The sequence below is a fragment of the Grylomicrobium aquisgranense genome (assembly GCF_033971865.1).
Classification (GTDB): Bacteria; Bacillota_I; Bacilli_A; order Erysipelotrichales; family Erysipelotrichaceae; genus Bulleidia; species Bulleidia massiliensis.
The window spans coordinates 177,770-201,023 of the sequence record NZ_JALBUR010000001.1 but is presented as its reverse complement, the minus strand read 5'-3'; the positions used below and the strand labels follow the sequence as shown (position 1 = coordinate 201,023).

Annotated in this window: 21 protein-coding genes; 5 read left to right on the top strand and 16 right to left on the bottom strand. The window is 49.8% G+C overall.

Going from position 1 to position 23,254, the window contains the following annotated elements:
* Window positions 1–2: 2 nt before the first annotated feature.
* Genes yqeH through parE form a run of 4 tightly spaced genes read right to left on the bottom strand, consistent with a single transcriptional unit; the run spans window position 3 to window position 5,988 of the window.
* Window positions 3–1,052: a ribosome biogenesis GTPase YqeH gene (yqeH, locus tag MOZ60_RS01020; RefSeq protein WP_370595339.1), complete on the bottom strand. Its 1,050-nt coding sequence runs from the start codon at window positions 1,050–1,052 to the stop codon at window positions 3–5.
* Entirely contained in the window at window positions 1,039–1,563 is a 525-nt protein-coding gene (locus tag MOZ60_RS01015; protein WP_370595338.1) for a YqeG family HAD IIIA-type phosphatase, read from the bottom strand. The genes yqeH and MOZ60_RS01015 overlap by 14 nt, the downstream gene beginning before the upstream one ends.
* Window positions 1,556–4,069: a DNA topoisomerase IV subunit A gene (gene parC / locus MOZ60_RS01010; protein WP_370595337.1), complete on the bottom strand. Its 2,514-nt coding sequence runs from the start codon at window positions 4,067–4,069 to the stop codon at window positions 1,556–1,558. The genes MOZ60_RS01015 and parC overlap by 8 nt, the downstream gene beginning before the upstream one ends.
* Window positions 4,069–5,988, bottom strand: coding sequence for a DNA topoisomerase IV subunit B (parE, locus tag MOZ60_RS01005; RefSeq protein WP_370595336.1), 1,920 nt, complete (start codon window positions 5,986–5,988; stop codon window positions 4,069–4,071). Before parE ends, parC begins: the two co-directional genes overlap by 1 nt.
* Before the next feature lie 141 nt (window positions 5,989–6,129).
* On the opposite strand from parE, the gene plsY reads away from it, so the two are divergent.
* The gene (plsY, locus tag MOZ60_RS01000) at window positions 6,130–6,756 is read left to right on the top strand and encodes a glycerol-3-phosphate 1-O-acyltransferase PlsY (protein WP_277634851.1); all 627 of its coding nucleotides are present in this window, start codon (window positions 6,130–6,132) and stop codon (window positions 6,754–6,756) included.
* Window positions 6,743–7,522 (top strand): alpha/beta hydrolase, encoded by a 780-nt coding sequence (locus MOZ60_RS00995; protein WP_370595335.1) that lies wholly within the window; start codon window positions 6,743–6,745, stop codon window positions 7,520–7,522. The genes plsY and MOZ60_RS00995 overlap by 14 nt, the downstream gene beginning before the upstream one ends.
* Window positions 7,523–7,535: 13 nt before the next feature.
* On the opposite strand, the gene MOZ60_RS00990 is transcribed toward MOZ60_RS00995, so the two are convergent.
* Genes MOZ60_RS00990 through MOZ60_RS00980 form a run of 3 tightly spaced genes read right to left on the bottom strand, consistent with a single transcriptional unit; the run spans window position 7,536 to window position 11,455 of the window.
* Window positions 7,536–8,186 carry a lysoplasmalogenase gene (locus tag MOZ60_RS00990; protein WP_370595334.1) on the bottom strand — a complete coding sequence of 217 codons (651 nt, stop codon included), beginning with the start codon at window positions 8,184–8,186 and terminating at the stop codon, window positions 7,536–7,538.
* A 33-nt stretch (window positions 8,187–8,219) separates the two neighbouring features.
* A complete protein-coding gene (locus MOZ60_RS00985; RefSeq protein WP_370595333.1) occupies window positions 8,220–10,454 on the bottom strand; it encodes a hydratase in 2,235 nt (744 codons plus the stop codon).
* The gene (locus MOZ60_RS00980; protein ID WP_370595332.1) at window positions 10,451–11,455 is read right to left on the bottom strand and encodes an isocitrate/isopropylmalate dehydrogenase family protein; all 1,005 of its coding nucleotides are present in this window, start codon (window positions 11,453–11,455) and stop codon (window positions 10,451–10,453) included. Before MOZ60_RS00980 ends, MOZ60_RS00985 begins: the two co-directional genes overlap by 4 nt.
* Before the next feature lie 121 nt (window positions 11,456–11,576).
* Between MOZ60_RS00980 and MOZ60_RS00975 the strand changes: the two genes are divergently transcribed.
* A complete protein-coding gene (locus MOZ60_RS00975) occupies window positions 11,577–12,950 on the top strand; it encodes a citrate synthase (RefSeq protein ID WP_277654840.1) in 1,374 nt (457 codons plus the stop codon).
* Between the two features lie 87 nt (window positions 12,951–13,037).
* Here MOZ60_RS00975 and MOZ60_RS00970 read toward each other — a convergent pair whose 3' ends face one another.
* From MOZ60_RS00970 to MOZ60_RS00950, 5 genes are read right to left on the bottom strand one after another with little or no spacing between them, the layout of a single operon-like run.
* The gene (locus MOZ60_RS00970; RefSeq protein ID WP_370595331.1) at window positions 13,038–14,405 is read right to left on the bottom strand and encodes an aminopeptidase; all 1,368 of its coding nucleotides are present in this window, start codon (window positions 14,403–14,405) and stop codon (window positions 13,038–13,040) included.
* A complete protein-coding gene (locus tag MOZ60_RS00965; RefSeq protein WP_370595330.1) occupies window positions 14,402–14,941 on the bottom strand; it encodes a GNAT family N-acetyltransferase in 540 nt (179 codons plus the stop codon). Before MOZ60_RS00965 ends, MOZ60_RS00970 begins: the two co-directional genes overlap by 4 nt.
* On the bottom strand, window positions 14,938–16,215 hold the full coding sequence (locus MOZ60_RS00960; RefSeq protein WP_370595329.1) for an amidohydrolase family protein: 1,278 nt from the start codon (window positions 16,213–16,215) through the stop codon (window positions 14,938–14,940). Before MOZ60_RS00960 ends, MOZ60_RS00965 begins: the two co-directional genes overlap by 4 nt.
* A 41-nt stretch (window positions 16,216–16,256) precedes the next feature.
* Window positions 16,257–17,024, bottom strand: a complete 768-nt coding sequence (locus MOZ60_RS00955) for a GNAT family N-acetyltransferase (protein WP_370595328.1) — start codon at window positions 17,022–17,024, stop codon at window positions 16,257–16,259.
* Window positions 17,024–17,809: an enhanced serine sensitivity protein SseB C-terminal domain-containing protein gene (locus MOZ60_RS00950; RefSeq protein ID WP_277009162.1), complete on the bottom strand. Its 786-nt coding sequence runs from the start codon at window positions 17,807–17,809 to the stop codon at window positions 17,024–17,026. Before MOZ60_RS00950 ends, MOZ60_RS00955 begins: the two co-directional genes overlap by 1 nt.
* Before the next feature lie 94 nt (window positions 17,810–17,903).
* On the opposite strand from MOZ60_RS00950, the gene MOZ60_RS00945 reads away from it, so the two are divergent.
* Window positions 17,904–18,461 carry a rhomboid family intramembrane serine protease gene (locus tag MOZ60_RS00945; RefSeq protein ID WP_370595327.1) on the top strand — a complete coding sequence of 186 codons (558 nt, stop codon included), beginning with the start codon at window positions 17,904–17,906 and terminating at the stop codon, window positions 18,459–18,461.
* A 13-nt stretch (window positions 18,462–18,474) separates the two neighbouring features.
* Here the strand turns inward: MOZ60_RS00945 and MOZ60_RS00940 are convergent, their stop codons facing one another.
* Window positions 18,475–18,747: a hypothetical protein gene (locus MOZ60_RS00940; RefSeq protein WP_370595326.1), complete on the bottom strand. Its 273-nt coding sequence runs from the start codon at window positions 18,745–18,747 to the stop codon at window positions 18,475–18,477.
* 146 nt (window positions 18,748–18,893) lie between these two features.
* Here MOZ60_RS00940 and MOZ60_RS00935 point away from each other — a divergent pair, with 146 nt between their 5' ends.
* Complete coding sequence (locus MOZ60_RS00935) at window positions 18,894–20,117, top strand: S1C family serine protease (RefSeq protein WP_370595325.1); 1,224 nt, start codon at window positions 18,894–18,896, stop codon at window positions 20,115–20,117.
* 71 nt (window positions 20,118–20,188) lie between these two features.
* On the opposite strand, the gene MOZ60_RS00930 is transcribed toward MOZ60_RS00935, so the two are convergent.
* From MOZ60_RS00930 to MOZ60_RS00920, 3 genes are read right to left on the bottom strand one after another with little or no spacing between them, the layout of a single operon-like run.
* Window positions 20,189–20,554: a DUF1667 domain-containing protein gene (locus MOZ60_RS00930; protein WP_277009171.1), complete on the bottom strand. Its 366-nt coding sequence runs from the start codon at window positions 20,552–20,554 to the stop codon at window positions 20,189–20,191.
* Window positions 20,554–21,807, bottom strand: a complete 1,254-nt coding sequence (locus tag MOZ60_RS00925) for an NAD(P)/FAD-dependent oxidoreductase (protein ID WP_370595324.1) — start codon at window positions 21,805–21,807, stop codon at window positions 20,554–20,556. Before MOZ60_RS00925 ends, MOZ60_RS00930 begins: the two co-directional genes overlap by 1 nt.
* Window positions 21,807–23,234 carry an NAD(P)/FAD-dependent oxidoreductase gene (locus MOZ60_RS00920; RefSeq protein WP_370595323.1) on the bottom strand — a complete coding sequence of 476 codons (1,428 nt, stop codon included), beginning with the start codon at window positions 23,232–23,234 and terminating at the stop codon, window positions 21,807–21,809. The genes MOZ60_RS00925 and MOZ60_RS00920 overlap by 1 nt, the downstream gene beginning before the upstream one ends.
* Window positions 23,235–23,254 lie beyond the last annotated feature (20 nt).

The window sequence follows — 23,254 nt, the reverse complement described above, 5'->3', positions numbered from 1 at the left end:
TATTACAGCATCGCCTTTCTAAACGTTACATTCACATCATCAGGTGCCATGACGCGCACCCCGTCCATCTGTCCGGAAACACACATCCAGCCAAGACCGCCGATCACGACATCCATCTTGGCCATATGCTTGCCAGAAGACACTGTGCGGAATTTCTTCTGCAGCGGCACCGGCACAAATAATTCACCATAATGTTTTTCGAACAGTTCCTGGGCATGGTCTGCCTTGCAGCGGTGAATTCCAAGGCCATCCGACAGATAGAATACTGCAGTGGCATGATCACAGCCAAGTACATCAAAGCGGGCCAGGCCGCCGATGATGAATGACTGATCCCTGTTCACCTGGTAAATCTGCGGCTTGATGGTTCTGGCAGGCAGAATGGTCTTGAGGTCTTCTTCCCTGACATCCATCAGGATACTGCCGGTGATTTCAATACCCGGCGTATCAATGTATGTCTGTCCATCAATTTCCAGACGGTTGAAATCAAGGGTTGTACCGGGATAGCGGGAACTAGTCAGCAGAGTCTTGCCAAGCATATTGTTGAGCAGTGTACTCTTGCCGGCATTTGCCCTGCCCATGACAACAACATCACGACCATGGGCATACATATTCACGGCATCTTTGATTTCCTGCACACCCTGCCCATGCAGGCGGGAAGTCAGAATCAATCCCTTGATGTGAATGCCCTCTTCCTTCAGTCTGGCAAACACAAACCTGGCAACCTTTTCATGATTCAGTGTATCCGGCAGAATATCGCGCTTTGCGGCCACCATGATGATGTCATCTGTATTGATGCGCCTGTTCAATGATGGAATCAGGCTGGCCTCAAAGTCAAACAGATCCACCACCCACAGAACAAGCGCGTTCATGGAAGCAATTCTATCCAGAACCGTATCAGGATCAATGCCTTTGCGCATGGAAACCGTCAGGTCATCATAATGCATCAAGCGGAAGCAGCGCTGGCAGTATTCGCTGTCTTTTTTCGGGGTATAGCCCGGGGCGGATGGGTCATCATACTGCAGTGTGATGCCGCATCCCTTACAATTTGCCATAATATTCTCCTCTTTGTGGAATGTGATGGTCCAGATGCTGCAGAATGCCTGCCATCATGCGGTTCATTCTGCCAAATATATGATCTTTTTCAGACAGCGGATCAACCAGAATCGTCAGCATGCCCATATGGTTGCCGCCAAAGATATCCGTCAGAATCTGATCACCGATCACAGCTGTTTCCTGCGGGCTGCAGTGATACCTGCGCAATACTTTCCTGAATCCACGTGGCAGCGGCTTCAGCGAAAAAGGATAGCAGGCAATCTGCAGCTGCTCACAGCGGCTGCGGGTGATTCTGGACACATTGTTGGAAACAACAACCGGCATGATTCCTTCTTTGCGCAAGGCATCAATGAAACGGTGAGCCTGTGCAGGCACAACCATTTCACAGGAAGGAATCAGCGTATTGTCCATATCAATAACAGCCAGACGGATTCCGCGTGCTTTGAGCCTGGCAGGATCAATACTGCTCATATTCTGAATATAGAAATCCGGATGAAATTGGTTACCCATTTTTGACTCCGTCATCAAACAGGCTGATCTTCTCCACATCATCATGGACATCCTGTTGTTCCCCTTCAGGATAATCGATGATGCGGCACTCTTCAATTCCTTTTTGAATCAGGAAGCCCGGATGCAGATCCACAGTCTGGCTGAAACCAGTATCATTCTTTTTCAGCGGGATCTCCGATGCCGGTATTTCATGCACCGCCGGATCCGTGAAACGGATGGTACTGCCGGCATCCACGGCCATGTTACGGTACAGCACAGATGGATTGGTTTTGTTCTTCTTGCAGATCAGACTGCCGCGGGCAGGTCTTGAAAGTTCTGCAATCTCTTCTATTTTGATACGCTTGAGACCGCCCATTGTCGTGGCAAACAGCACAGTGTGGCATCCCGGATGCACGGCACATCCATATGCAAGTGCATCTTTCTGGCCAAAGGACATCGCCTTGACACCCTTGCTGCGGATGCCGGTGGATGGAATCTGATCAACACTGAACTGATAGGCATAGCCCTGCCTGGATACCATTGCCAGCTTGTCATTTTCATATACGCAGAAGGCATCCAGAAGCTGGCTTTCTGCACCAATATTCATACATGGCATCACTTTGGAATTGCGGTCCACCTTGAACAGAGATACCGGCGTCTTCTTGATATAGCCGCCGCTGGAAACTGTCACAATGGAAGCATAGGTATGGAAGTCTTTGACCAGGATCGCCGCAATGATCTTGTCATCGCCTTCAATACGGACCACTTTATTCAGATGCATGCCGATATCCTTCCATCTGCCCTCTTCAATCTGCCATACCGGCAGGCAGGCATAGTTGCCATGGATTGTAAACAGCAGCAGTGTATCAACAGTATCACACTGCATGGTGCCCACCAGCATATCGCCTTCCTTCAGACCGGTCGGCTGATCCTGCACGGCACGGTAGGAGCGCAGAGATACACGCTTGATGTACGAGTCTCTTGAAACAGTGACAACAACGGTCTCATTGGCAATCATGGAAGTCTTGTCAATGACAAGCTGTGATACTTCATCCTCAATGACGGTACGGCGAGGATCGTCATATTCCTTCTTCACTTCCCGCAGTTCTCTGACAATCACAGCATTCAGCATCGCCGGGTTCTCAATGATGGCCTTGGTATCTTCAATCTGGTTGACAAGCTCGGCAAACTCCTGGCGCAGCTGCACGATGTCTGTATTGCTCAATCTGTACAAGCGGAGTGACACAATGGCTTCTGCCTGCGGCTCATCAAAGCCGAAGGAAGCCATGAGGTTCTTCTTCGCATCTGCTTTATCACGGGAAGCACGAATGATACGGATAATCTCATCCAGGATCGAGACTGCTTTCATCAGTCCTTCGATGATATGACATCTGGCTTCCATGCGGTCAAGCTCATAGTGAGAGCGGCGCAGCACAACTTCTCTGCGGAAAGCGATAAAAGCATCCAGCAGGCCGATCAGTCCAACCTGTACCGGCCGCTTGTCAATGATGGCAACATTGTTGTAGGAGTAATAAATCTGCAGATCTGTGTTCTTGTACAGATAATTCAATACCATTTCAGCATCGACATCCTTGCTGACATCAATCACGATGCGCAGACCATTGCGGTCAGATTCATCGCGGACATCCATGATGCCGTCAATGTCTCTGGACAGACGGATTTCATCTATTTTCTTAACAAGCTGTGCCTTGATCACTTCATACGGAATCTCTGTGATGACGATCTGCTGACATGTTCTTGCATCGACGATCTGGCATTTGCCCCGTACCACGATTCTGCCTCTGCCGGTCGCAAACGCTTCCTTGATTCCTTTGGCACCCTGCACAATACCGCCGGTAGGAAAATCAGGACCGGGAATAATCTCGATCAGATCATCCAGTGTGCAGTCCGGGTTATTCAGACGGTATATGGCCGCATCCACGACTTCCCCCAGGTTGTGGGGCGGCATGTTGGTGGCATAACCGGCAGCGATGCCGGTTGCACCATTGACAAGCATGACCGGAAAAGGCACTGGCAGTACGGTTGGCTCATTCTCAGTATCATCAAAGTTCGGTGCCATCTCCACAGTATCTTTGTCCAGATCATCTTCCATGACCTGGGTAACCTTGGCAAGACGCACCTCGGTATAACGCATAGCCGCAGCCGGGTCATCATCAATGGAGCCGTTGTTGCCATGCATATCAATCAGCGGCAGCCGCACCTTCCAGTCCTGCGACATACGCACCATGGCATCATAAACCGATGTATCACCATGGGGATGATAGTTACCAATCACAAGACCAACCGTTTTGGCTGACTTGCGGTACGCATGATCCCAGGTATTGCCATCATGATACATGGCATACAGAATACGCCGCTGTACAGGTTTCAGACCATCTCTGGCATCCGGCAAAGCACGTTCCTGAATGATGTACTTGGCATAGCGGCCAAAACCACTGCCCATGATATCTTCAAGCAGTTCCGGAATGTATCTGGTCTTGTCTTCTACTTTTTTCTTCTTTGCCATTACTCCTCCACCTTGAAGTTATCTTCCAGCGTAAATGAAATGTTATCCTCAATCCATTTGCGGCGCTTCTCCGCTTTGTCACCCATCAGCACAGAAACACGCTTGTCGGCCATGGAATTATCATCAATGCCAACCCGGATCAGTGTTCTGCTTTCCGGATCCATGGTTGTCTCCCACAGCTGGGTTGCATTCATTTCACCAAGTCCCTTGTACCGCTGAATCTCACACTTGCCAAGTTTTCTGCGCAGTGCATCCAGCTCATCGTCACTGTAGCAGTAAGTGCTCTGCTTTCCTTTTGTGACTTTATACAGCGGCGGCAGGGCAATGTATACCATGCCATGTTCCACCAATGGCCGCATATAGCGGTAAAAGAAGGTCAGCAGCAGAATCTGGATATGGGAGCCATCATCATCCGCATCGGTCATGATAATGACTTTGTTGTAGTTGCTCTCCTGCCAGTCAAAGTCAGCACCAACACCAGCGCCAAGTGTATAGATCAGGGTATTGAGCTCTTCATTTTTCTCAATATCCTGCATCGTGCATTTTTCTGTGTTCAGAACCTTTCCACGCAGAGGCAGAATAGCCTGATAGCGGGAATCTCTGCCCTGTTTGGCAGAGCCTCCGGCAGAATCACCCTCAACCAGGAACAATTCTTTGATGGAGGTATCTTTGGTCTGGGCAGGTGCCAGTTTGCCAGAAAGGACTCTTTCCTGACGTGAGGAGCGTTTGCCTTTGCGGGCATCATCGCGGGCCTTGCGGGCAGCTTCCCTGGCCTGGGCTGCTTTCATCATTTTGCGCACCAGCATGTCTGACTGGCTGCGGTTTTCTTCCAGCCAGAAAGCAAGCTTGGCTGAAACGACATCATCCACGGCACTCTTTGCCTGCGGTGTGCCAAGTCTGCCTTTGGTCTGGCCTTCAAACTGCAGAATTTCCTCCGGAATGGACACAGAAAGAATTGTCGTCAGGCCTTCCCGCACATCGGAGCCTTCCAGGTTCTTGTCACGTTCTTTCAGCAGGCCGTATTTTCTGGCAAAGTCGTTGACGGCCTTGGTGAACGCAGTCTTGAAACCAACTTCATGTGTACCGCCGTCAGGCGTACGCACCAGGTTGACAAAGGAATATGTGTTTTCCTGGTAGCCATCATTATACTGAAATGCCACATCCACATGGATTCCCTGAGAATCACCGGAGAACTTTACCGGTGGCATGAGCACTTCCTTGTCTTCATGCAGATAGTCCAGGAATGAGATCAGACCATCCTGATAGCAGAACACTTCTTTGGCTTCCCGATGGGGCCGCTTGTCTTCCACTTCGATCGTGATGCCTGACAATAGAAAGGCTTCTTCCCTTGCTCTTTCAGCCACGACATCAAATTTGAAATCTACAGTCTGAAAGATGGTGGGATCCGGTTTGAAGCGCACGATCGAACCGGAGCGTTTGGTCTTGCCAAGCTTTTCCAAATGTCCTACCACAGAACCACCTTTGGAAAACTTCATACGGACCAGCTCGCCATCATGTGCCACTTCGACGGTGAGCCACTCACTGAGGGCATTGACAACAGAGGCACCGACGCCATGCAGGCCGCCGGCTGTCTTGTATCCACCCTGGCTTGTGAACTTGCCGCCGGCATGCAGCACGGTAAAAATGACTTCCAGCGTATTTTTGCCGCTGGGATGGGTGCCGATCGGCATGCCGCGTCCTTCGTCTGCCACGGTACAGGATCCATCCTTCTCGAGTGTGATCGTAATCTTTTTGCCATAGCCGTTGATTGCTTCATCGACGGCATTATCCACAATTTCCCAGATCAGATGATGAAGGCCATGGGCATCCGTAGAGCCAATATACATGCCCGGGCGCCTTCTGACCGGTTCCAGTCCGGTCAGAATCTGTATGCTGTCATCTTCGTATTTTCTTGTCATATCTTCCTCACTTCAAACATATGGATTGTATCACGCGTTCTGTGCTGACAATGCCAATATCATACCACGGCACTTCAACCATCACAGAATGAATCCCAGCCGCCACCCCAGTATGATAAAATGTCTGTCGGAGGTCGCAATATGAAAGTATTTCTTGTCATACTCATCAGCTACCTGTTCGGCTCGATCCCCTGGGGCCTTGTCATCGGCAAAGTATTTTATCACAAAGATATCCGAAAGGAAGGCTCTGGCAATATTGGCGGCACAAATGCCGGCCGTGTTCTTGGCAAGCCGGCAGCGATATCCGTTACCCTTCTGGATGCCTTTAAAGCTTTTATTTCCATGTGGATTGCCAGCATGATTGATCCAAGTGCCATTCTGCTGGCGGGACTGGCCTGTGCCATCGGCCACTGCTTCCCGGTCTTTGCCCAGTTCAAGGGCGGCAAAGCCGTCGCCACAGCCTATGGCTACTTCCTTGGCATTACCGTCTTCATTACCCACGCCTGGTTCTGGAACTTCTTCTGGCCGATCATTCTGTTCTTTGCCATTCTGTATTTCACCAGGATTGTTTCGATTTCTTCCATTTCAGCAGTTGGCATTGAAACCATCACAAGTCTGATTGTCAACCGCAGTCATATTCTTGTCTTTATATGCCTGCTGATTCTCTGGCTGTTGATCACATACCGCCACAAGGCAAATCTGATCCGCATCAAAAACGGCACGGAAAGCCGGATCAAATGGATGGGTGAACGCCATGGGAACCGTTGAAGAATTTTCACTGGACATTGCCCCTTTTACACAGTCACCGCGTAAAATCTGGGTTTATCTGCCTGCTTCCTATGCATCATCACATAAGAAGTATCCGGTACTGTATATGTTTGACGGTCATAATCTGTTTTTTGATGAAGTCGCAACCTATGGCAAATGCTGGGGCATCCGCGAGTATCTCGACAAATCTGGACTGGATCTGATTGTTGTCGGACAGGATTGCAATCACATCGGCAATGGCCGCATGGATGAATACTGCCCTTTCAAGCCCGTGAAGATCAAAGGCTGGGAAGATACGCAGAAAAAAGGTGATATCACAGCAGAATGGTTTGTGAATGTCCTCAAGCCTGCAATTGAAAAGCGGTACCGGGTCAGCAGTGCCCGGAATCATGTTGGAATCGGCGGTTCCTCGATGGGCGGCCTGATGGCAGATTACATGGCAGCCCGCTATTCAGATGTCTACAGTAAGTTTGCCTGCATATCACCGGCAACCGAGTTTGCCTATAAACGCAGCCTGTCCTTGATCAGGACTTCAACGATTAATCCAAAGACACGTATTTACCGCTCCTTTGGTGCGGAAGAGGTCAAAAGCAGAAAGACAGAGATGAAAATGATTTCCAGGCTGATGGATCTTTCCAATGCCTTTGCGGATCATGGCTGTCTTGTGCATAACCGCATTATTGTCAATGGCGGCCATAATGAAGCCACCTGGGAAACGATTGTCCCGGAGATGATTGCCTTCCTGTTTCCTGAGCTGAATGCCTGATGGCATTCTTTTTTTATGCAAGCAGGATGCCAAGCATGATCATATACTGGGCGGGCACATAGGTTTCCATGACGCCATGGATATCGGGATTGCCAAAACGCTCCCACGCAACCAGCGTATCGGAGATGACAAAGATGATCGATCCCACAAAGGCCAGAGCAGAACCAGCAGAGGGATGCACGCTCAGGCTGCACAAAGCACAAAACGACATGAAAGCAATGACACAGAGATAGATGACACATGACAGATGCAGCTTCTTCTCCATGCCAGGCCACAATCCGCGCATGATCATGCAGGCATAGGCTGCATAGACCGGCAGTGAAAGAAATACCAGGGCCGGGACATGAGATGGCTGGATGACATGCAGGAAATGAATGCTGTAAAACACATGGCCAAGCAGAAAAGAAACAAGGCCAACCACAAAATGGGGATCATCGTCCTTTAACAGAAACAGATCACCAATCCACCCTGCCATCAGTCCACACAGCAGGAAAAGATCTGGATGATGATGCAGCAGTAAGCAGAACAGGACATAAATCAGGGCGGTGCATGGCATCAGCAGTCCCTTTGACCAGCGGCGGCTGCCATGGTACTTGTGATGCAGATCAAGCATCCAGAAAATAAACAAAGCGATGTGTGCAGTGATCAATCCAACAGTCAACATAAAAAGGACAGTTCTCCTGTCCTTTATTATAGACTATTCAGCATGCTGTTTTTCATGAAGACTGCGGTAATAGTTGATCAGGCAGCCATCTGCCAGGATCTCTCTTTCATCTTCACTGAGATCGCCTGTTTCCACTGTCAGCGGATCCACCTTTTCATTCTGCCATACCCATACCTGATATGGCAGATTCTGCAGCAGTGCCTGACGGACATTTGTGATCAGCACCCACGCGCCCTTTGGCAGCTGTGTCCCGGCATCTGTAACAAACGGAATCATGCCCCAGTTGATACAGTTGGAGCGATAACGCTTGGTCGCATACTCTTTTGCAAAATTAGCTGCGCCGCCAAGTACTCTTTGACAGGAGGCAGCTTGTTCGCGGGCAGAACCATCTCCTGGCTTTCTGGCATAAATGGCAGAACCAATGCTCAACCCGGCAGGATCAACATGAATGCCGTGCTGGGCAAAGGCAGAAAGGACGTTTTGAATCTCAGAAGCAGACGGATCATTTCTGATCTGCCTGGCCTGGCTGACGTAGTCCGGATCTCTTCTTGACAGGGTAAACTGTGCGAGACGTTCCGGATTGGAGCGGAAGGAAGACGTTTCTCCGCTTGGAATCAGTTCATCTGTTGTGGTAACCGGATCATCCAGGTGGCTGACAACCTTTACAAGCAGGCTGTCTTTTAATGCCGGCTGCTGCGGCCAGTCTTTGATGTTTGGCCCAAACCGCAGCTGGTAGGCAGGGTCTGCTTTCTGCCAGCCGTTATACACGCGTTTTGTATAAATAGATCCATCGAATGTATATGGCTGAATGGCAGGTGCTGCAGAGATTTCTTCATCCGCCGCAGTCAGAATGCCCTGATGCACTGCCGTTGCTGCAATGGAGCGTGCATCCATCAGGCCGACGGAAGCAAGCTGGCCCTCGGTTGGCTTGGAGCCTTCACGGTTCGGGAAGTTGCGGGTCGTATGGCGGATGGAGAATTCACCATTGGCAGGTGTTTCCCCTGCCCCAAAGCATGGTCCGCAGAATGCTTCACGGAAGATGCCGCCGGCCGTGATGATCTTGTCCACGGCACCATTTTCAACAAGTCCTTTATACACTGGCATGGAATCCGGATATACGGAAAGCCGGAATTCACCGCAGCCGGTATCATGTCCGGCCAGTATCTCAGCAGCTTCATAAATGTTTTCATATGTGCCGCCGGAACAGCCGGCAATAATTCCCTGATCGACATGAATTCTTTCCTGGTCATCAATGTGGGAAACAAGATCCATCTTCACAGCACCATTGAGCTGCTTGTTTGCCCTGTCCTGTGCTTCCTGCAGATACTTGTATGGGTCGCGTTTGAGCTCTTTGATTGGCAGTGCATAGGATGGATGCATCGGCAGTGCAATCATGGAGGTGATTTCATCCAGATCCAGATCAATGCAGCGCTGGTAATACGCACCATCTTCGATGCGCAGCGGCTTATATGCCTCAGGCCGGCCGTGTCTTGCAAAATAGTCCGCTGTCTTGTCATCGGTTTCCCAGATTGATGAAAGACACGTTGTTTCGGTTGTCATGACATCGATGCCATTGCGGAATTCCTGTGACAATGAGGCAATGCCCGGGCCGGCAAATTCCATGACTCTGTTTTTGACAAAGCCATTGGCATAGACTGCCCCGCACAGAGCAAGCGCAACATCGTGCGGTCCAATGCCTGGTTTCACTTTGCCATGGACATAGACAAGCACCACTTCCGGCATCTTGAGTTCATAGCGGCAGTTGACAAGCTGTCTTGCCAGTTCACCGCCGCCTTCTCCGATTCCCATTGTGCCAAGGGCACCATATCTTGTGTGGGAATCTGATCCCAGAATCATTCTGCCGCAGCCTGACATCATTTCACGGTTATAGCTGTGAATGACAGCCAGTCCAGGCGGGACATAGATACCGCCGTACTTATGGGCAGCAGACAGGGCAAACTGGTGATCATCTTCATTGATCGTGCCTCCGACTGCACACAGCGTATTGTGGCAGTTGGTCAGAACATATGGCACCGGGAAACTCTTCATGCCGGAAGCACGCGCTGTCTGGATGATGCCAACGTAGGTAATATCATGAGATGTCAGGGAGTCGAAGCGGATATGCAGCAGCGATGGATCCTGATGGTCATCATGCTCACGCAGAATCTTTGCGGCAATGGTTTTCCTGACTGCTTCGTTTTGGTCATCAGGTTCTTTTATTACAGGTCTGCCATGTTCAATGACAACACCCTTGTCAATCAGTTTCATTTTCCACTCTCAATCCTTTCTGCAAGTGCTTTGGTAAAGGCTTTTGTGCCAGCTGTACCGCCCAGGTCCCTTGTGCGGTATGTACCTTCTTCCAGCAGATCCCTGATCGCGTTCTTCAGCAGTTGTGCTTTGTCATCCATACCGGCATCTTCCAGCAGCATTCCCAGTGCCATCAGAATCGCACATGGATTGGCAAGATCCTTACCGGCGATATCCGGTGCTGAGCCATGAACTGCTTCGTATACTTTGACCGTATCACTGATATTGGCACTTGGCGCAAAACCAAGGCCGCCGACAAGACCGGCACATAGATCACTGATGATATCGCCATAGAGATTTTCACTGACCACAACATCAAACTGTGATGGATCCGTGACAACCTTCATGCAGAAGGCATCGACAATCACATCATTGGCTTCGATATCCGGATAGTCTTTTGCCGCCTGATAGAACGCTTCCCGGAACATGCCATCGGTCAGCTTCATGATATTTGCCTTGTGTACACATGTCACCTTATGGCGGTGATGGCTGCGGGCATAGTCAAAAGCAAACCGTGCAATCCGCAGAGATCCTTCTCTGGTGATCACCTTGATGCCATGGGCAGTATCTGCATCATACATGTATTCAATGCCGCGATACAGATCTTCTGTATTTTCACGTACAATGACCAGATCCACATTATCATATCTTGTCTTTACACCGGGCATGTTATGGACAGGGCGCAGATTCGCATAAGCCGAAAAATGCTGACGGATCTGCACATTGATTGAACGGAAGCCTGTTCCGATCGGCGTTGCCGTTGGTCCCTTCAGGGCATAGCCTGCCTGCTCAATTGCCTCATACAGGCCGTCCTGCATCAGTTTTCCGCTTTTCTGATAGTAGTCAGCACCAGCCTGATATGTTTCAAAGACGATGCCTGTATGCAGGGCATCTGAAACCGTCTGCACACTCTGTGCAATCTCAGGTCCAATCCCGTCACCGGGAATCAAAACGACTTTCATTACCGTCACCCTCACTTTTCTCTGTGTCTTATCTTACTCCGTTTTCATATCTTGCACGAATTTTCATGCTCTTGACGCAATCTTTTTCTGAAATAAAATGTAATAAATGGGGAGGGCAAAAATGATCTATCCAAATACACCTGCTTTAACAGATGAACAATTAAGAATCCTGTGCGATGCCTACCGGAAGGCAAATTTTATTGATCCAGAAATGTCTGAAAAGCTTGGCGTCAAGCGCGGTCTGCGGAATGCGGACGGTACGGGCGTACTGGCTGGTCTGACCAATATCTGTGATGTCCAGGGCTATACACGGGATCAGGATGGAAACATTGTTCCCCAGCATGGCAGACTGATTTACCGGGGCATTGACCTGAATGATATTGTCAATGAGGCTGTCCGGACGGATCGCTTCATGTTTGAAGAAGTACTGTGGCTGCTGCTGCTTGGCACTCTGCCAGACAAGAAAGAGCTTGCATTCTTTCAGCATCTGCTGGAAAGCCACCGGGAACTGCCGGATGGCTTTGCGGAAATGATGATCATGAGTGCCCCTTCTCCCAACATCATGAACAAGATGGCCCGCAGTGTACTGGCCATGTATGCCTATGATAAAAATGCCGAAGATACGTCTTTGGAGAATATTGTCCGCCAGTCGATCAATCTGATCGCTGAGCTGCCAACGATGATGGTCTATGCGTATCAGGCATTCCGGCATGTCTATCTGCACCAGTCCATGTATTTTCATTATCCCCGCAGCGGCCAGTCCACTGCCGAGCATATTCTGTCTACGTACCGTGCTGATCAGAAGTTCACGCATGAAGAAGCACGGCTGCTGGATCTGTGCCTGATCTGCCATGCGGACCATGGCGGCGGCAACAATTCCACCTTTACAGACAGAGTTGTCTCCAGTACATTGACAGATACATACAGTGCCATTGCGGCAGCGATTGGTGCTCTGAAAGGGCCGCGTCACGGCGGTGCCAATCTAAGAGTCATGAAGCAGCTGGATCAGCTGCTTGCCGCAGATGTAGATCCAAACAGCGATGCCAGTGTCAAAGAAGCATTGAAAAAGATCCTGCACCGGGAGGCAGGAGATGGCAGCGGCCTGATCTATGGCATCGGCCATGCGGTCTATACTCTCTCTGATCCGCGTGCTCAGATTCTGAAGAAGTACAGCGGCCATCTGGCCGGCATCTCCGGGCATCAGAAGGAATATGACATGCTTTGCATGATTGAAAAGCTGGCACCGGAAGTCATGCAGGAAGAAAAAGGAAAATCCATGCATACATGTGCCAATGTCGATCTGTATTCTGGTCTGATTTATCGGATGCTTGGCATTGATGAAGTGCTGTATACACCAATCTTTGCATTAGCAAGAGTGGGCGGCTGGTGTGCCCACCGCATGGAGGAAGTTGAATTTGCCAATCGGATCATCCGTCCCGCCTATAAGTATGTTGGTCCTGTCCATCAGGATTACAAGAGTCTGGATGACAGATAACAGGCATTGCATTGCCACAGTGCAATGCTTTTTTCATGCAAAAAACCGCTGTGGAATTTCCACAGCGGCATATGTACAGCCAGCAAATCAGTCCATGTCTTTCAGGAATGCCTGATAGGCACGGTATGCCTCATACACATCTGCCTTGGATACAATCTCTGCAGGAGAATGCATGTTTTCAACGGCAATGCCGGCATCCACAACGTCCATGTTCAGATTGGCAAGGATATAGGCAATCGTACCGCCGCCTCCCTTGTCAACGGCACCCAGCTCGCATGTCTGGAACATGACATGATTGTCATCCATGACTCTGCGCACTTTGGCAAAATATTCCGCATTGGCATCATTGGATCCGGACTTGCCGCGGGCACCGGTATATTTGTTGTAGCAGATACCCTGTCCCAGGAAGGCCGCATTCTTCATATCGAAGACGGATTCATACAAAGGATCCACAGCAGCACTGACATCACTCGAAAGCATGCGGCTGTTCTGCAAAGCATCATTGAGATCGACAATGCGTGTATCACCCTGCAGATCCAGCATTCTGGCCGTAACGTCCTCAAAGAAGCGGGACTGCATGCCGGTTGCGCCAACCGAGCCGATTTCTTCTTTATCAACCAGGATGCAGCAGGAAGTCCGCTCCGGCACATTCTTTTCATCGAGAATAGCACGCAGGGATGTATAGGCACACACTTTGTCATCATGGCCATAGCCCATGATCATGGAGCGGTCAAAGCCAAAGTCGCGTGCTTCCCCTGCCGGCACACATTCCAGCTCGGCGGACAGGAAGTCATCTTCCTCGATGTCATATTTTTCTTTCAGCAAAGACAGGATGTTTGCTTTGACGGCATCTTCCTTCGTATCTTTTCGGGCAATGGAGCCAACCAGCAGATCGAGATTTTCACCTTCCACTGCTTCTGCGGCAGTCTTTTTCATCTGCTCTGCTGCCAGATGCACCAGAATCTCTGTCACACCGATCACCGGATCTTTGGGATCCTCACCAATCACAACCGGCACAACACTGCCATCCTTCTTACAGACAACACCATGAAGAGCCATCGGCCGGCATGTCCACTGGTATTTCTTGATGCCGCCATAGTAATGGGTATCCAGCAGAGCAAGACCATCCTTCTCATATAATGGCTTCTGTTTGATATCCAGGCGCGGAGAATCAATGTGGGCACCCAGAATATTCATGCCGGCTTTAACAGGCTGTCTGCCCATCACAAACAGCATGATGTTCTTGCCGCGGTTGATCTCATACACCTTCATGCCGGGCTCCAGCTTTTCAACTTCCTTCAGTGAAACAAACCCTGCCTCTTTTGCCAGTTTTTCACTCTCACTTGTAAATTCACGCTCTGTTTTTGCACGGCTGAGAAACTGACGGTATGCCTCATTAAAGGTCGTCAGATTCTCCTTTTCCGTTTCATCCAGTTTATCCCAGACTGTTTTCATTTTACTTTTCTCTCCTTTTCATACTGTATCTCTTCTGGTGCACCTGCTGCATTGCGCAGTGTCTTCATAAAATATGTAATACCAAGCCATTTTCCGTTTTTATAACCTGTATTTTCCAGACTGCCTTTGCGCACAAAGCCGCATTTTTCATGAAGCTGTTCTGATGCCGCATTGCCGGAAGTCACAATGGATATGATCTGGTAATAGCCTTCCTCGGCAGCCTCCTGCAGGATCGCATGCATCAATTGTGCGCCAAGACCATGACCGCGTTCTTCATGATCAAGATAGATGGACAGATCAGCTGTCCAGTCATAGGCTGCCCGCGGATTAAATGTTCCAAGATATGCATAGCCTTTGATCACACCATTTTCTTCCATCACGATCCAGGGATAGCGGGTGGTAACTGCTTCAATACGCTTTGTGAATGCTTCAAGTGACAGTTCTTCTGTTTCAAAAGTAATATTCGTGTGCAGGATGTACCAGTTGTAAATGGCAAGAACAGCCGGAATATCTTCCTTTTTGATCGATCTGATCATTGTCTGTATACCTCTTCACCATTCACGACAGTCATCATGACTCTGTCCTCATCCATCACATAGAAATCGGCTGGATCTGATTCGCGCAGGCTGCCTGTAAAGCCAAGCCTATTCTGTATATTGGCAGAAAGTATGCTGCTGTATGGCAGCACCGGCTGAAACGGCTGATCAGATCCATAGAACAGACTGCTGTCACTTTCCATCAGAAAGCCGCTTGTTCCAAGAACAATCTTTGCATTCTGTGCTTTTGACAGCTGCGCAGCAGAGGGAACACGATGGACAAGAATGGCATCCTGCAGAGGATTGTCCGGATACATTTCATCCTGCAATACATCGAGTGCCTGATCAACTGCGCCAAAGGATGCCACATCAAACCAGACTGGTGTATTGAAGCGGTTTGCCATCTGCACATACAGCTGCACGGTGGCATCGTCATAACGCAGTTCCTGATCGGATGCATCATCCAGTTTCAGCAGTAAAGCGCCAATCTTAAAGAAGTCATTGCCAACATCATAGCTGTATCCCTCATCCAGGAAGGAGGCGAAATCTTCAATCTGACAGAATGAAACAAGTTCTGATACGCGGATCTTCATCTTCTGCTGATAGGACAGCTGTTCATACGCAGTCAGGACATCCTGATACGTTTCATTGGTGGAAAGAAAGTCCTCACTGCCAACGGCCGTGATCCCCTGGGCAGCTGCCAGTTCCATGCCTTTAAGCAGCCAGGCTTTGATTTCTTCAGCATCCGGTGCCGGCATGGCCTGACGGACAAGATCAACACCTGTCTGTCTGACAACACCCTTTTCCACATCAATACTGCCGGACTCCACCTTTGTATTTTCATCGATCGCACAAGCCTGCAAAGCCGCACTGTTGAGTGCCATTGCCTGTCCGTCTCTGCTTAAGACAACAGCCGGCCGGTCGTTGACTGCCTCATCCAGAATGGTACGGTTAAGCTTTTCGGCATCACCATCCCAGTTGGCTCCATACAGCCATGCCTGGCTGCGGGGTGCATTGGCAAGACGTTCTGCTGCACCGGCAGAACAGTCAACACTGAGGGCATTGCGGCCCATCTGCAGCAGATGCACATGTCCGTCTGCCTTTCCCGGCAGTACGTGCAGGCCGTGCAGGTCAACTTCTTCATCCGCGTTGGCAAGTGCTTCCTGCATTCTTTGATCCTGAGCACAACCGATAGCAAGAATTTTTCCATCTTCCACAAGAAAGGCACCGTTTTTCTGATCTTTGATACAGCAGTTTGTGTAACCAGTTCGCATAGATTACCTCCTGAAACAAAAGCGGGATTTCCCCGCTGATTTTATAGCCATTGAATCCGGATATCACTGTCCTGCTCAAGACCGGCAATCGAGGCAATAACATCCTGATGATCAAACGCAATGCCGCTGGACAGAATCCAGCGTGTTTTTTCTTCATCGCGACGGTAGATGATGCCGATAACGATACCAGTAAACGCGGACAGCGGCTCCCTGGGTCCATAAACACAGGCATCCTGCCAGATTTCCTGGCTGTTTCTGCCATGCAGCAGAATATAGCCGGCATTGCAGGCAAGCTCCAGATCCGGCAGATACGGATGCAGACTGCCATAAGGCTGATCAATCTCTGCCGTATACTTTCTGCCAAGATATCTGCTGCCAAGCAGGCATTCCATCAGCTGTACCTTCATACCGCCGGCATCGGTTGGCACGCCTGCTTTTTCAAAGCCGCATTTCTGATAGAACGCTGCCGAAGAAAGCAGTGCATTGACCGTGATCTTCTGGACAAAGTCATCCTGTGCTTCCTGTTTGATCAAGGAAAGCAGGCCGGTGCCAATGCCCTTATAAGAATCTTCCTGTCTGACAAACAGCAGTGAAACATGATAGGTTTCCGCTGTATAGGCAGCAACACCTTTCAGTGTATCGTCAAAGGCTCCAAGCCAGACAAGCTCCTGGCCATGGTGATCCAGGAAATCCTGAAACGAAGATACGGCTTCTGTGGACAGTGTGTGCTGCACAGACTGGGCAAATGCCTGCTGTACCAGGGCCATGCCCTGGCTGATTTCATCATGATGCAGATGGCGGTACTGCATCACAGCTCCAGATTCCTGTCATACAGGGCGACACCGCCCCTGACGATTTCTTTTTCTGCTGCCTCTGAATACCATACGGTTTCCAGCGGAACATCCTTGCTCAAAGGTGTGGCAGCAGAAAGAATGCCGTCCGCAATACTCTGATCCTGCTTGTCGGCTTCAATGACAAAGACGAAGCTGACTGTGCCGCCGGCAATCTTCTGTTTCAGCCAGACACGGCTGATCTCCTTTTTACCGGTGCAGTAGTCATAAACAGCTGTCACCATGCGGGTTGGATAGATCCGCGGCTCACTGTACTGTGCCTTGACAGCAGGACGTGATGGAGCCGGAGCAACCTTGGTCTGTACACCAGCCAGCATGAGTACCATGTTCTTTGGAATCACGATGTTATCAGCACCTGGATTGACGATCAGTCCCTGCGCTTTCTGGTCTTTGGCTGACAGCATTCTTGCCAGAGCCGGAATCGTGCTGACAATATGTTTTGGTTCATCTTTTGCAAAGTGAATCAGCTTGGTTTTTTCAAAATCAGTAAAGACCGGGAAGAATGTCTTGCCGTCCTGCGTATTGAGAAGGAAGAACTTCATCTGGTCAGGACGGACATGTATTCTGCCCTGGGCATCCTTAGTCTCTTCAAACGTGCATGGTGAAAGCAGTTTTGCCTTTTTCAGCTCTTCACCAAGTCTGGCCTGTTTTTCAGGAGTTGATCCCTGTTTGAGCAGGCCGATGACTTCTTCCAGGCCTTCATTATGAATCGGACCGGAAATTTTGATATTTTTTTCTGCCATATTCTCATTCCCTCTTTTTCACACCTGATAAGTATACAAATTTCTTGCTTGATTCTCAATCAATGGACGCAGTGCTGCGTTATAATGAGTGCCTATGAAAAAGATTACGTTCAACGCACCGGTCATTCTGACCTTTACGCTGCTTTCTGCCGGCGCTCTGATTGCCAATACACTGACTAACGGATGGGCAAATGCCTGGATCTTCTCCATCTATCGGACTTCCTTCCGTGATCCCATGCAGTATGTGCGGCTGTTCACACATGTTCTGGGCCATGCTTCGATCGATCACTATGCCAGTAATATGATCATGTTTCTGCTGGTAGGCCCGCTGCTCGAGGAAAAATATGGTTCCAAGCGCATCCTGCAGGTGATTCTGGTAGTGGCGCTGGTCACCGGACTTGTTCATCTTGCCCTGCCGGACAATACGGCCCTGCTTGGTGCCAGCGGCATTGACTTTGCTTTCATTCTGATGGCAAGCGTGACTGGCAATAACCGCGGCGGCATTCCGCTGACCATGATCATTGTTGCTGTGATCTATCTTGGCAGACAGATCTATGCCGGCATTACAGCAAGTGATAACATTTCCCAGCTGACTCATATCATCGGCGGATCAATTGGTGCTCTGTATGGGCTTGCCCTGCAGAAGCGCTGAGTGTTTCGCTTTTTTATTTCTTGAGTTTATCAAGGATCAGGCCGCCTTCAAAGAACTGCCCGTTGTACAGGACACGGAACATGATGACACCGCCGAATTTTGTATGATGGAACAGCTTCTTTGTATAAGAAACCAGATCACCATGGCTGCCATCATCTGTCACTTCATACTGCGCTTCCATATCTGAAATCATTTTGATCAGCGTATAGCGCGGCATGGTCTGGGATGCCAGAAGAGCCATCAGTTCTTTTCTCTGCACAGGCATTGCGATATTCAATACTGCCATTTTTCTCATCTCCCGGAGTATTCATTGTACAATGAAGATGCACGTGAAGATAGTATACATGCAGTTTTCATAAGCCGTCATGCATCGTTCACATGCCGTTCACAATCCGGCTCTATCATAATAAGCGTAATCGGGAGGTATTAAAAATGAGTGAGATGAATGAAAATGAAAATACAAATTCCACTGTGGATGCAGAATTCACAGAACGTCCAGCCGGTGCAGAGCCTGAGACACCCCGCCATGATAAAAAGCATACAAGAAAGAGCCATCCGGTCCTGACCATTGCCTTAAGTGCTGTGGTTGGTCTTGGCACTGGTTTTGCCGGTGGATATGCAGCAGTGAAGTCTAACAGCAGCAATGGCACAACCGTTGTTTATAAAGCAGCGCAAAGTACTGCTGCAACAACCCAGACAAGTGCCAGCACTTCCAGCAGCTCTGATCTGACAACAACCGAGATTGCAGCTAAGGCTTCACCAAGTGTCGTTGAGATTCAGGTCAAAGGTACTGCAACAAGTTATGGTATCTTCGGCGGTACATATGAAACAGAAGCGGCTGGCTCCGGTGTGATTATTTCCAGTGACGGCTATATCGTTACCAACAACCATGTTGTGGCAGATGGCAATGAATATACAGTTGTGACAAGTGATGGTACATCTTATACTGCTTCTCTTGTCGGTACGGACGAAAAGAGTGATATTGCCGTATTGAAGATTGAGGCAACCGGACTTAGCGCTGCGACGATTGGTGATTCTGATACGATTCAGGTTGGCGATAAAGCCGTTGTCATCGGCAATCCGCTTGGTACACTGGGCGGCACCGTGACCGATGGCATCATTTCTGCCACGAACCGTGAAATGGTCATCAATAATGAATCCATGAATCTGATTCAGACAAATGCAGCAATCAACTCGGGCAACTCCGGCGGCGGTCTGTTTGACGGCCAGGGCAATCTGATCGGCATCGTCAATGCCAAGGATTCCGGCACAACTTCTTCCGGTACTGTCATTGAAGGACTTGGCTTTGCCATTCCGATCAATGATGCCATGAACGTCGCCCAGCAGCTGATGGAAAACGGCAAGGTGACTGACCGGGCAACCCTGGGTGTCTATGTCAAGGAGCTGTCTCAGGATACCGGGAATTACAAGGCTGGCCTGTATGTCAGTGATGTCGTATCCGGCGGCCCTGCTGAACAGGCAGGCATCAAAGCATATGACCGGATCGTTTCTGTGGATGGCACTGAGATTTCCAGCTACTCTGATCTGAGTGCAATCCTGAACAAGAAGCGTGTTGGTGATACCGTTGAAGTTGTCATTGAAAGAGATGGCTCACAGAAGACGGTTACCGTGACTCTTGGTGCCAGCGGCGACTAAGTCATCAAAGTCAGATAACAATCTAAAAAGATGATGCGCATCTGTGCATCATCTTTTCTTGTGGTAACGGATTATGCGCGTTCAAGCGAGCGGGATGCGACCAGTGCAACACCGGTGCCGGCCAGATCTTTCAGGATCACCTGTCCTTCTTTGACAGGTGCTGTCACTTTCGCAGTACGTACTTCATCCATGGCTTCTTTCATCAGATCCAATGGAATTTCTGATGCGGAGATAACCGGGCATACCCGGTGAATTCCCCCTTCTGCACGTACTGTTGTAGTCAGAATGCGCATCGGCCGGATGCATTCCTGTCTGGCATAGGCATCTCCCTTGGGGCAGGAATTGCCAGCCACAGAAAGGACTTTGCCATCTTCCATCTGTACGTGGATCCGGCAGCCCCGCGGGCAGCATACGCAAACAAGTTCTCTGTCTTCCATCACTGATCCTCCTTTACGCTGAATACCAGATTGCCATCCAGACCGGCAAGCTCTTTGCCGGTGATGACCATGCGCTCCATTTCAGAAGGCATCAGTTTGTGCTTCTGCATATGGCGCAGCACCTGATCACCGCAGCGTACTTCCAGGGTGCCTGTTTCCATCGGCTTTCTGACCCGGAAGAAGAATTCAACGTTGTCATTGATATCACAATGCACGCGTGCCGGCACTACATAGCCGATGCCATCACCCGGTTCTGTTTGATATTCTGTACCCGTTGGTGCCTGCTTTTTCAGATAGCGGACAGCACCTAGCGCAGCACGTTTTGCCTGCAGAGAGACATAGTCAACCAGATCATGGACATGCAGACCATTGCCGCAGGCAAAGATGCCAGGCACACTGGTCATGTATGTATCATCCACAACCGGTCCCTTGATGCGTGGATCCATCCTGATCCCGGCTTTTTCAGCCAGATGATTCTCCGGAATCAGACCGACGGACAGCAGCAGTGTATCTACATCGAAATACTGCTGGGTGCCCGGGATGGGCTGACGGTGTTCATCGACCTGTGACAGCTCAATTTTCTCAAGTCTGTCTCTGCCATAGACACGGGTGACTGTATGGGAAAGATACAGCGGAATATTGAAGTCTTCCAGGCACTGTTTCATATTACGGGGAAGTCCGTTGGAGTATGGCATGATTTCTGCAACACCATAGACCTTTGCGCCTTCCAGTGTCATTCTTCTTGCCATGATCAGGCCGATATCGCCAGATCCCAGGATGAAGACTTTTTTACCTACAAGGTAACCGTCAATGTTGAGATAGCGCTGTGCCTGTCCGGCTGTATAGATGCCGGCAGGTCTTGTGCCCATGATATTGACGCCGCCGCGCGGTCTTTCATAGCAGCCGACTGCCAGGATGATGGCATCCGCCTGTACCGTGACATAGCCTTCTTCTGCATTGACGTATTCGATGGTACGGTCCGGGTGCAGTGCGGTCACCATCGTATTGAGCTTGAAGGGAACATTCAGCTTCTTTGCCATGTTTACATACCGTTCCGCATAGGCCGGACCGGAGAGCTGTTCATGGAATGTCTGCAGACCGAAGCCATTATGGATGCATTGTTCCAGGATGCCGCCTGGTTCACTGTCCTTTTCAATGACGACAATATCTTCGATGCCGTTTTCCTTCAACGTTACTGCAGCGGAAAGGCCGGCACTGCCTCCGCCGATGATTACAGCCTGATACTTCCTCATTATCGGTTCTCACTTTCCAGGATTTTTGACTTTTCGCCATCCAGAACAACTTCCAGCGGTGATTCTTTCAGCTCGCGGGCAAGCATTTCTACAACGCGTGGTTCGCAGAAACCGCCCTGGCATTTGCCCATACCCGGACGTACTCTCTTCTTGACGCCTTTGACGCTGCGTGCACCGCACACAGCATGGATGCAGTCAGCAATCTCACCTTCGGAGATCTGCTCGCAGCGGCAGATGATGCGGCCATAGGCAGGATTCTTTGCAATGGCTTCATTGCGCTGCTCTGGTGTCAGTTCTGCCATCACCAGCGGCCGTTTCCTTGTCATCACGGCATCGGGATTCTTTTCAAGAGACAGATGTTTTTCAACAAAATTGGAAATCACATATTCAGCAACAGCTGGTGCACTGGCAAGGCCCGGTGATTCAATAGATGCCACATCCACAAAACCCGGGGCATCTTCATATTCCTGAATGACAAAGTCCTTGCTTGAAGAGCTTGGACGCAGACCTGCAAATGTGCGGATGGCATGCTGGAATGGCACATTCTTCATTGTCTTATTAATCTCTGTGCGGACATAATCCAGTCCCTGCACAGTATTCTCATTGTCATCAGGGTCATCGCAATAGTCACTGTTCGGTCCCAGCAGTACATTGCCATATACAGTTGGCACTGCCAGAACACCCTTGCCCTTTTTGCCAGGCACCGGGAAGATCACATGGTGGACAAAGTTCGTATCCTGATCCATGACATAGTATTCACCGCGTCTTGGTGTGATATGATACGGAACCTTGCCGGATACCATGCGTGCAATGGTATCGGCATGCGTGCCGCTGCAGTTAATGACCATCTTTGCATCAAAGCTGCCCTGGTTTGTTTCTATGGTAAAGAAGCCATCCTTCTTTTCGATGTTCCGTACTTCTGTATCCAGCTTCAGTTCTGTGCCGTTGCCAATGGATGCCTGCATGGCCGCAATGGCAACTTCCCATGGATAAATGACAGCTGTTGTTGGAAAGCTGAGCACCTTGGTGACAGCATCAGAGAGATTTGGTTCTTCTGTTCTTGCCTGTTCACCGCTTAAGAACGCATGTGTGATGCCGCGCCGCTCTGCCCGGTCGGCAAGCACATCCAGCTTTTCTTCTTCCTCTGGTCCCACAGCCGCAATATAAGCTCCGACAACTTTGCGCACACAGCCTAGATCTTTCGTCAGCTGCTCATACATTCTGGCACCCTGCACATTGAGTTTTGCCTTCAGGGTACCGTATTCCGGATCGTATCCGGTGTGTACAATGGCAGAGTTTGCCATGGTTGCACCATCTGCGATATCGTGGCAGCGTTCCACTGTCAATACATTCAGTTTGTACTGGCTCAGACGGTATGACAGCAAAGATCCCGTAATGCCAGCGCCAATCACAATGACATCGTACATAATGATTCCGTCCTTTCAAA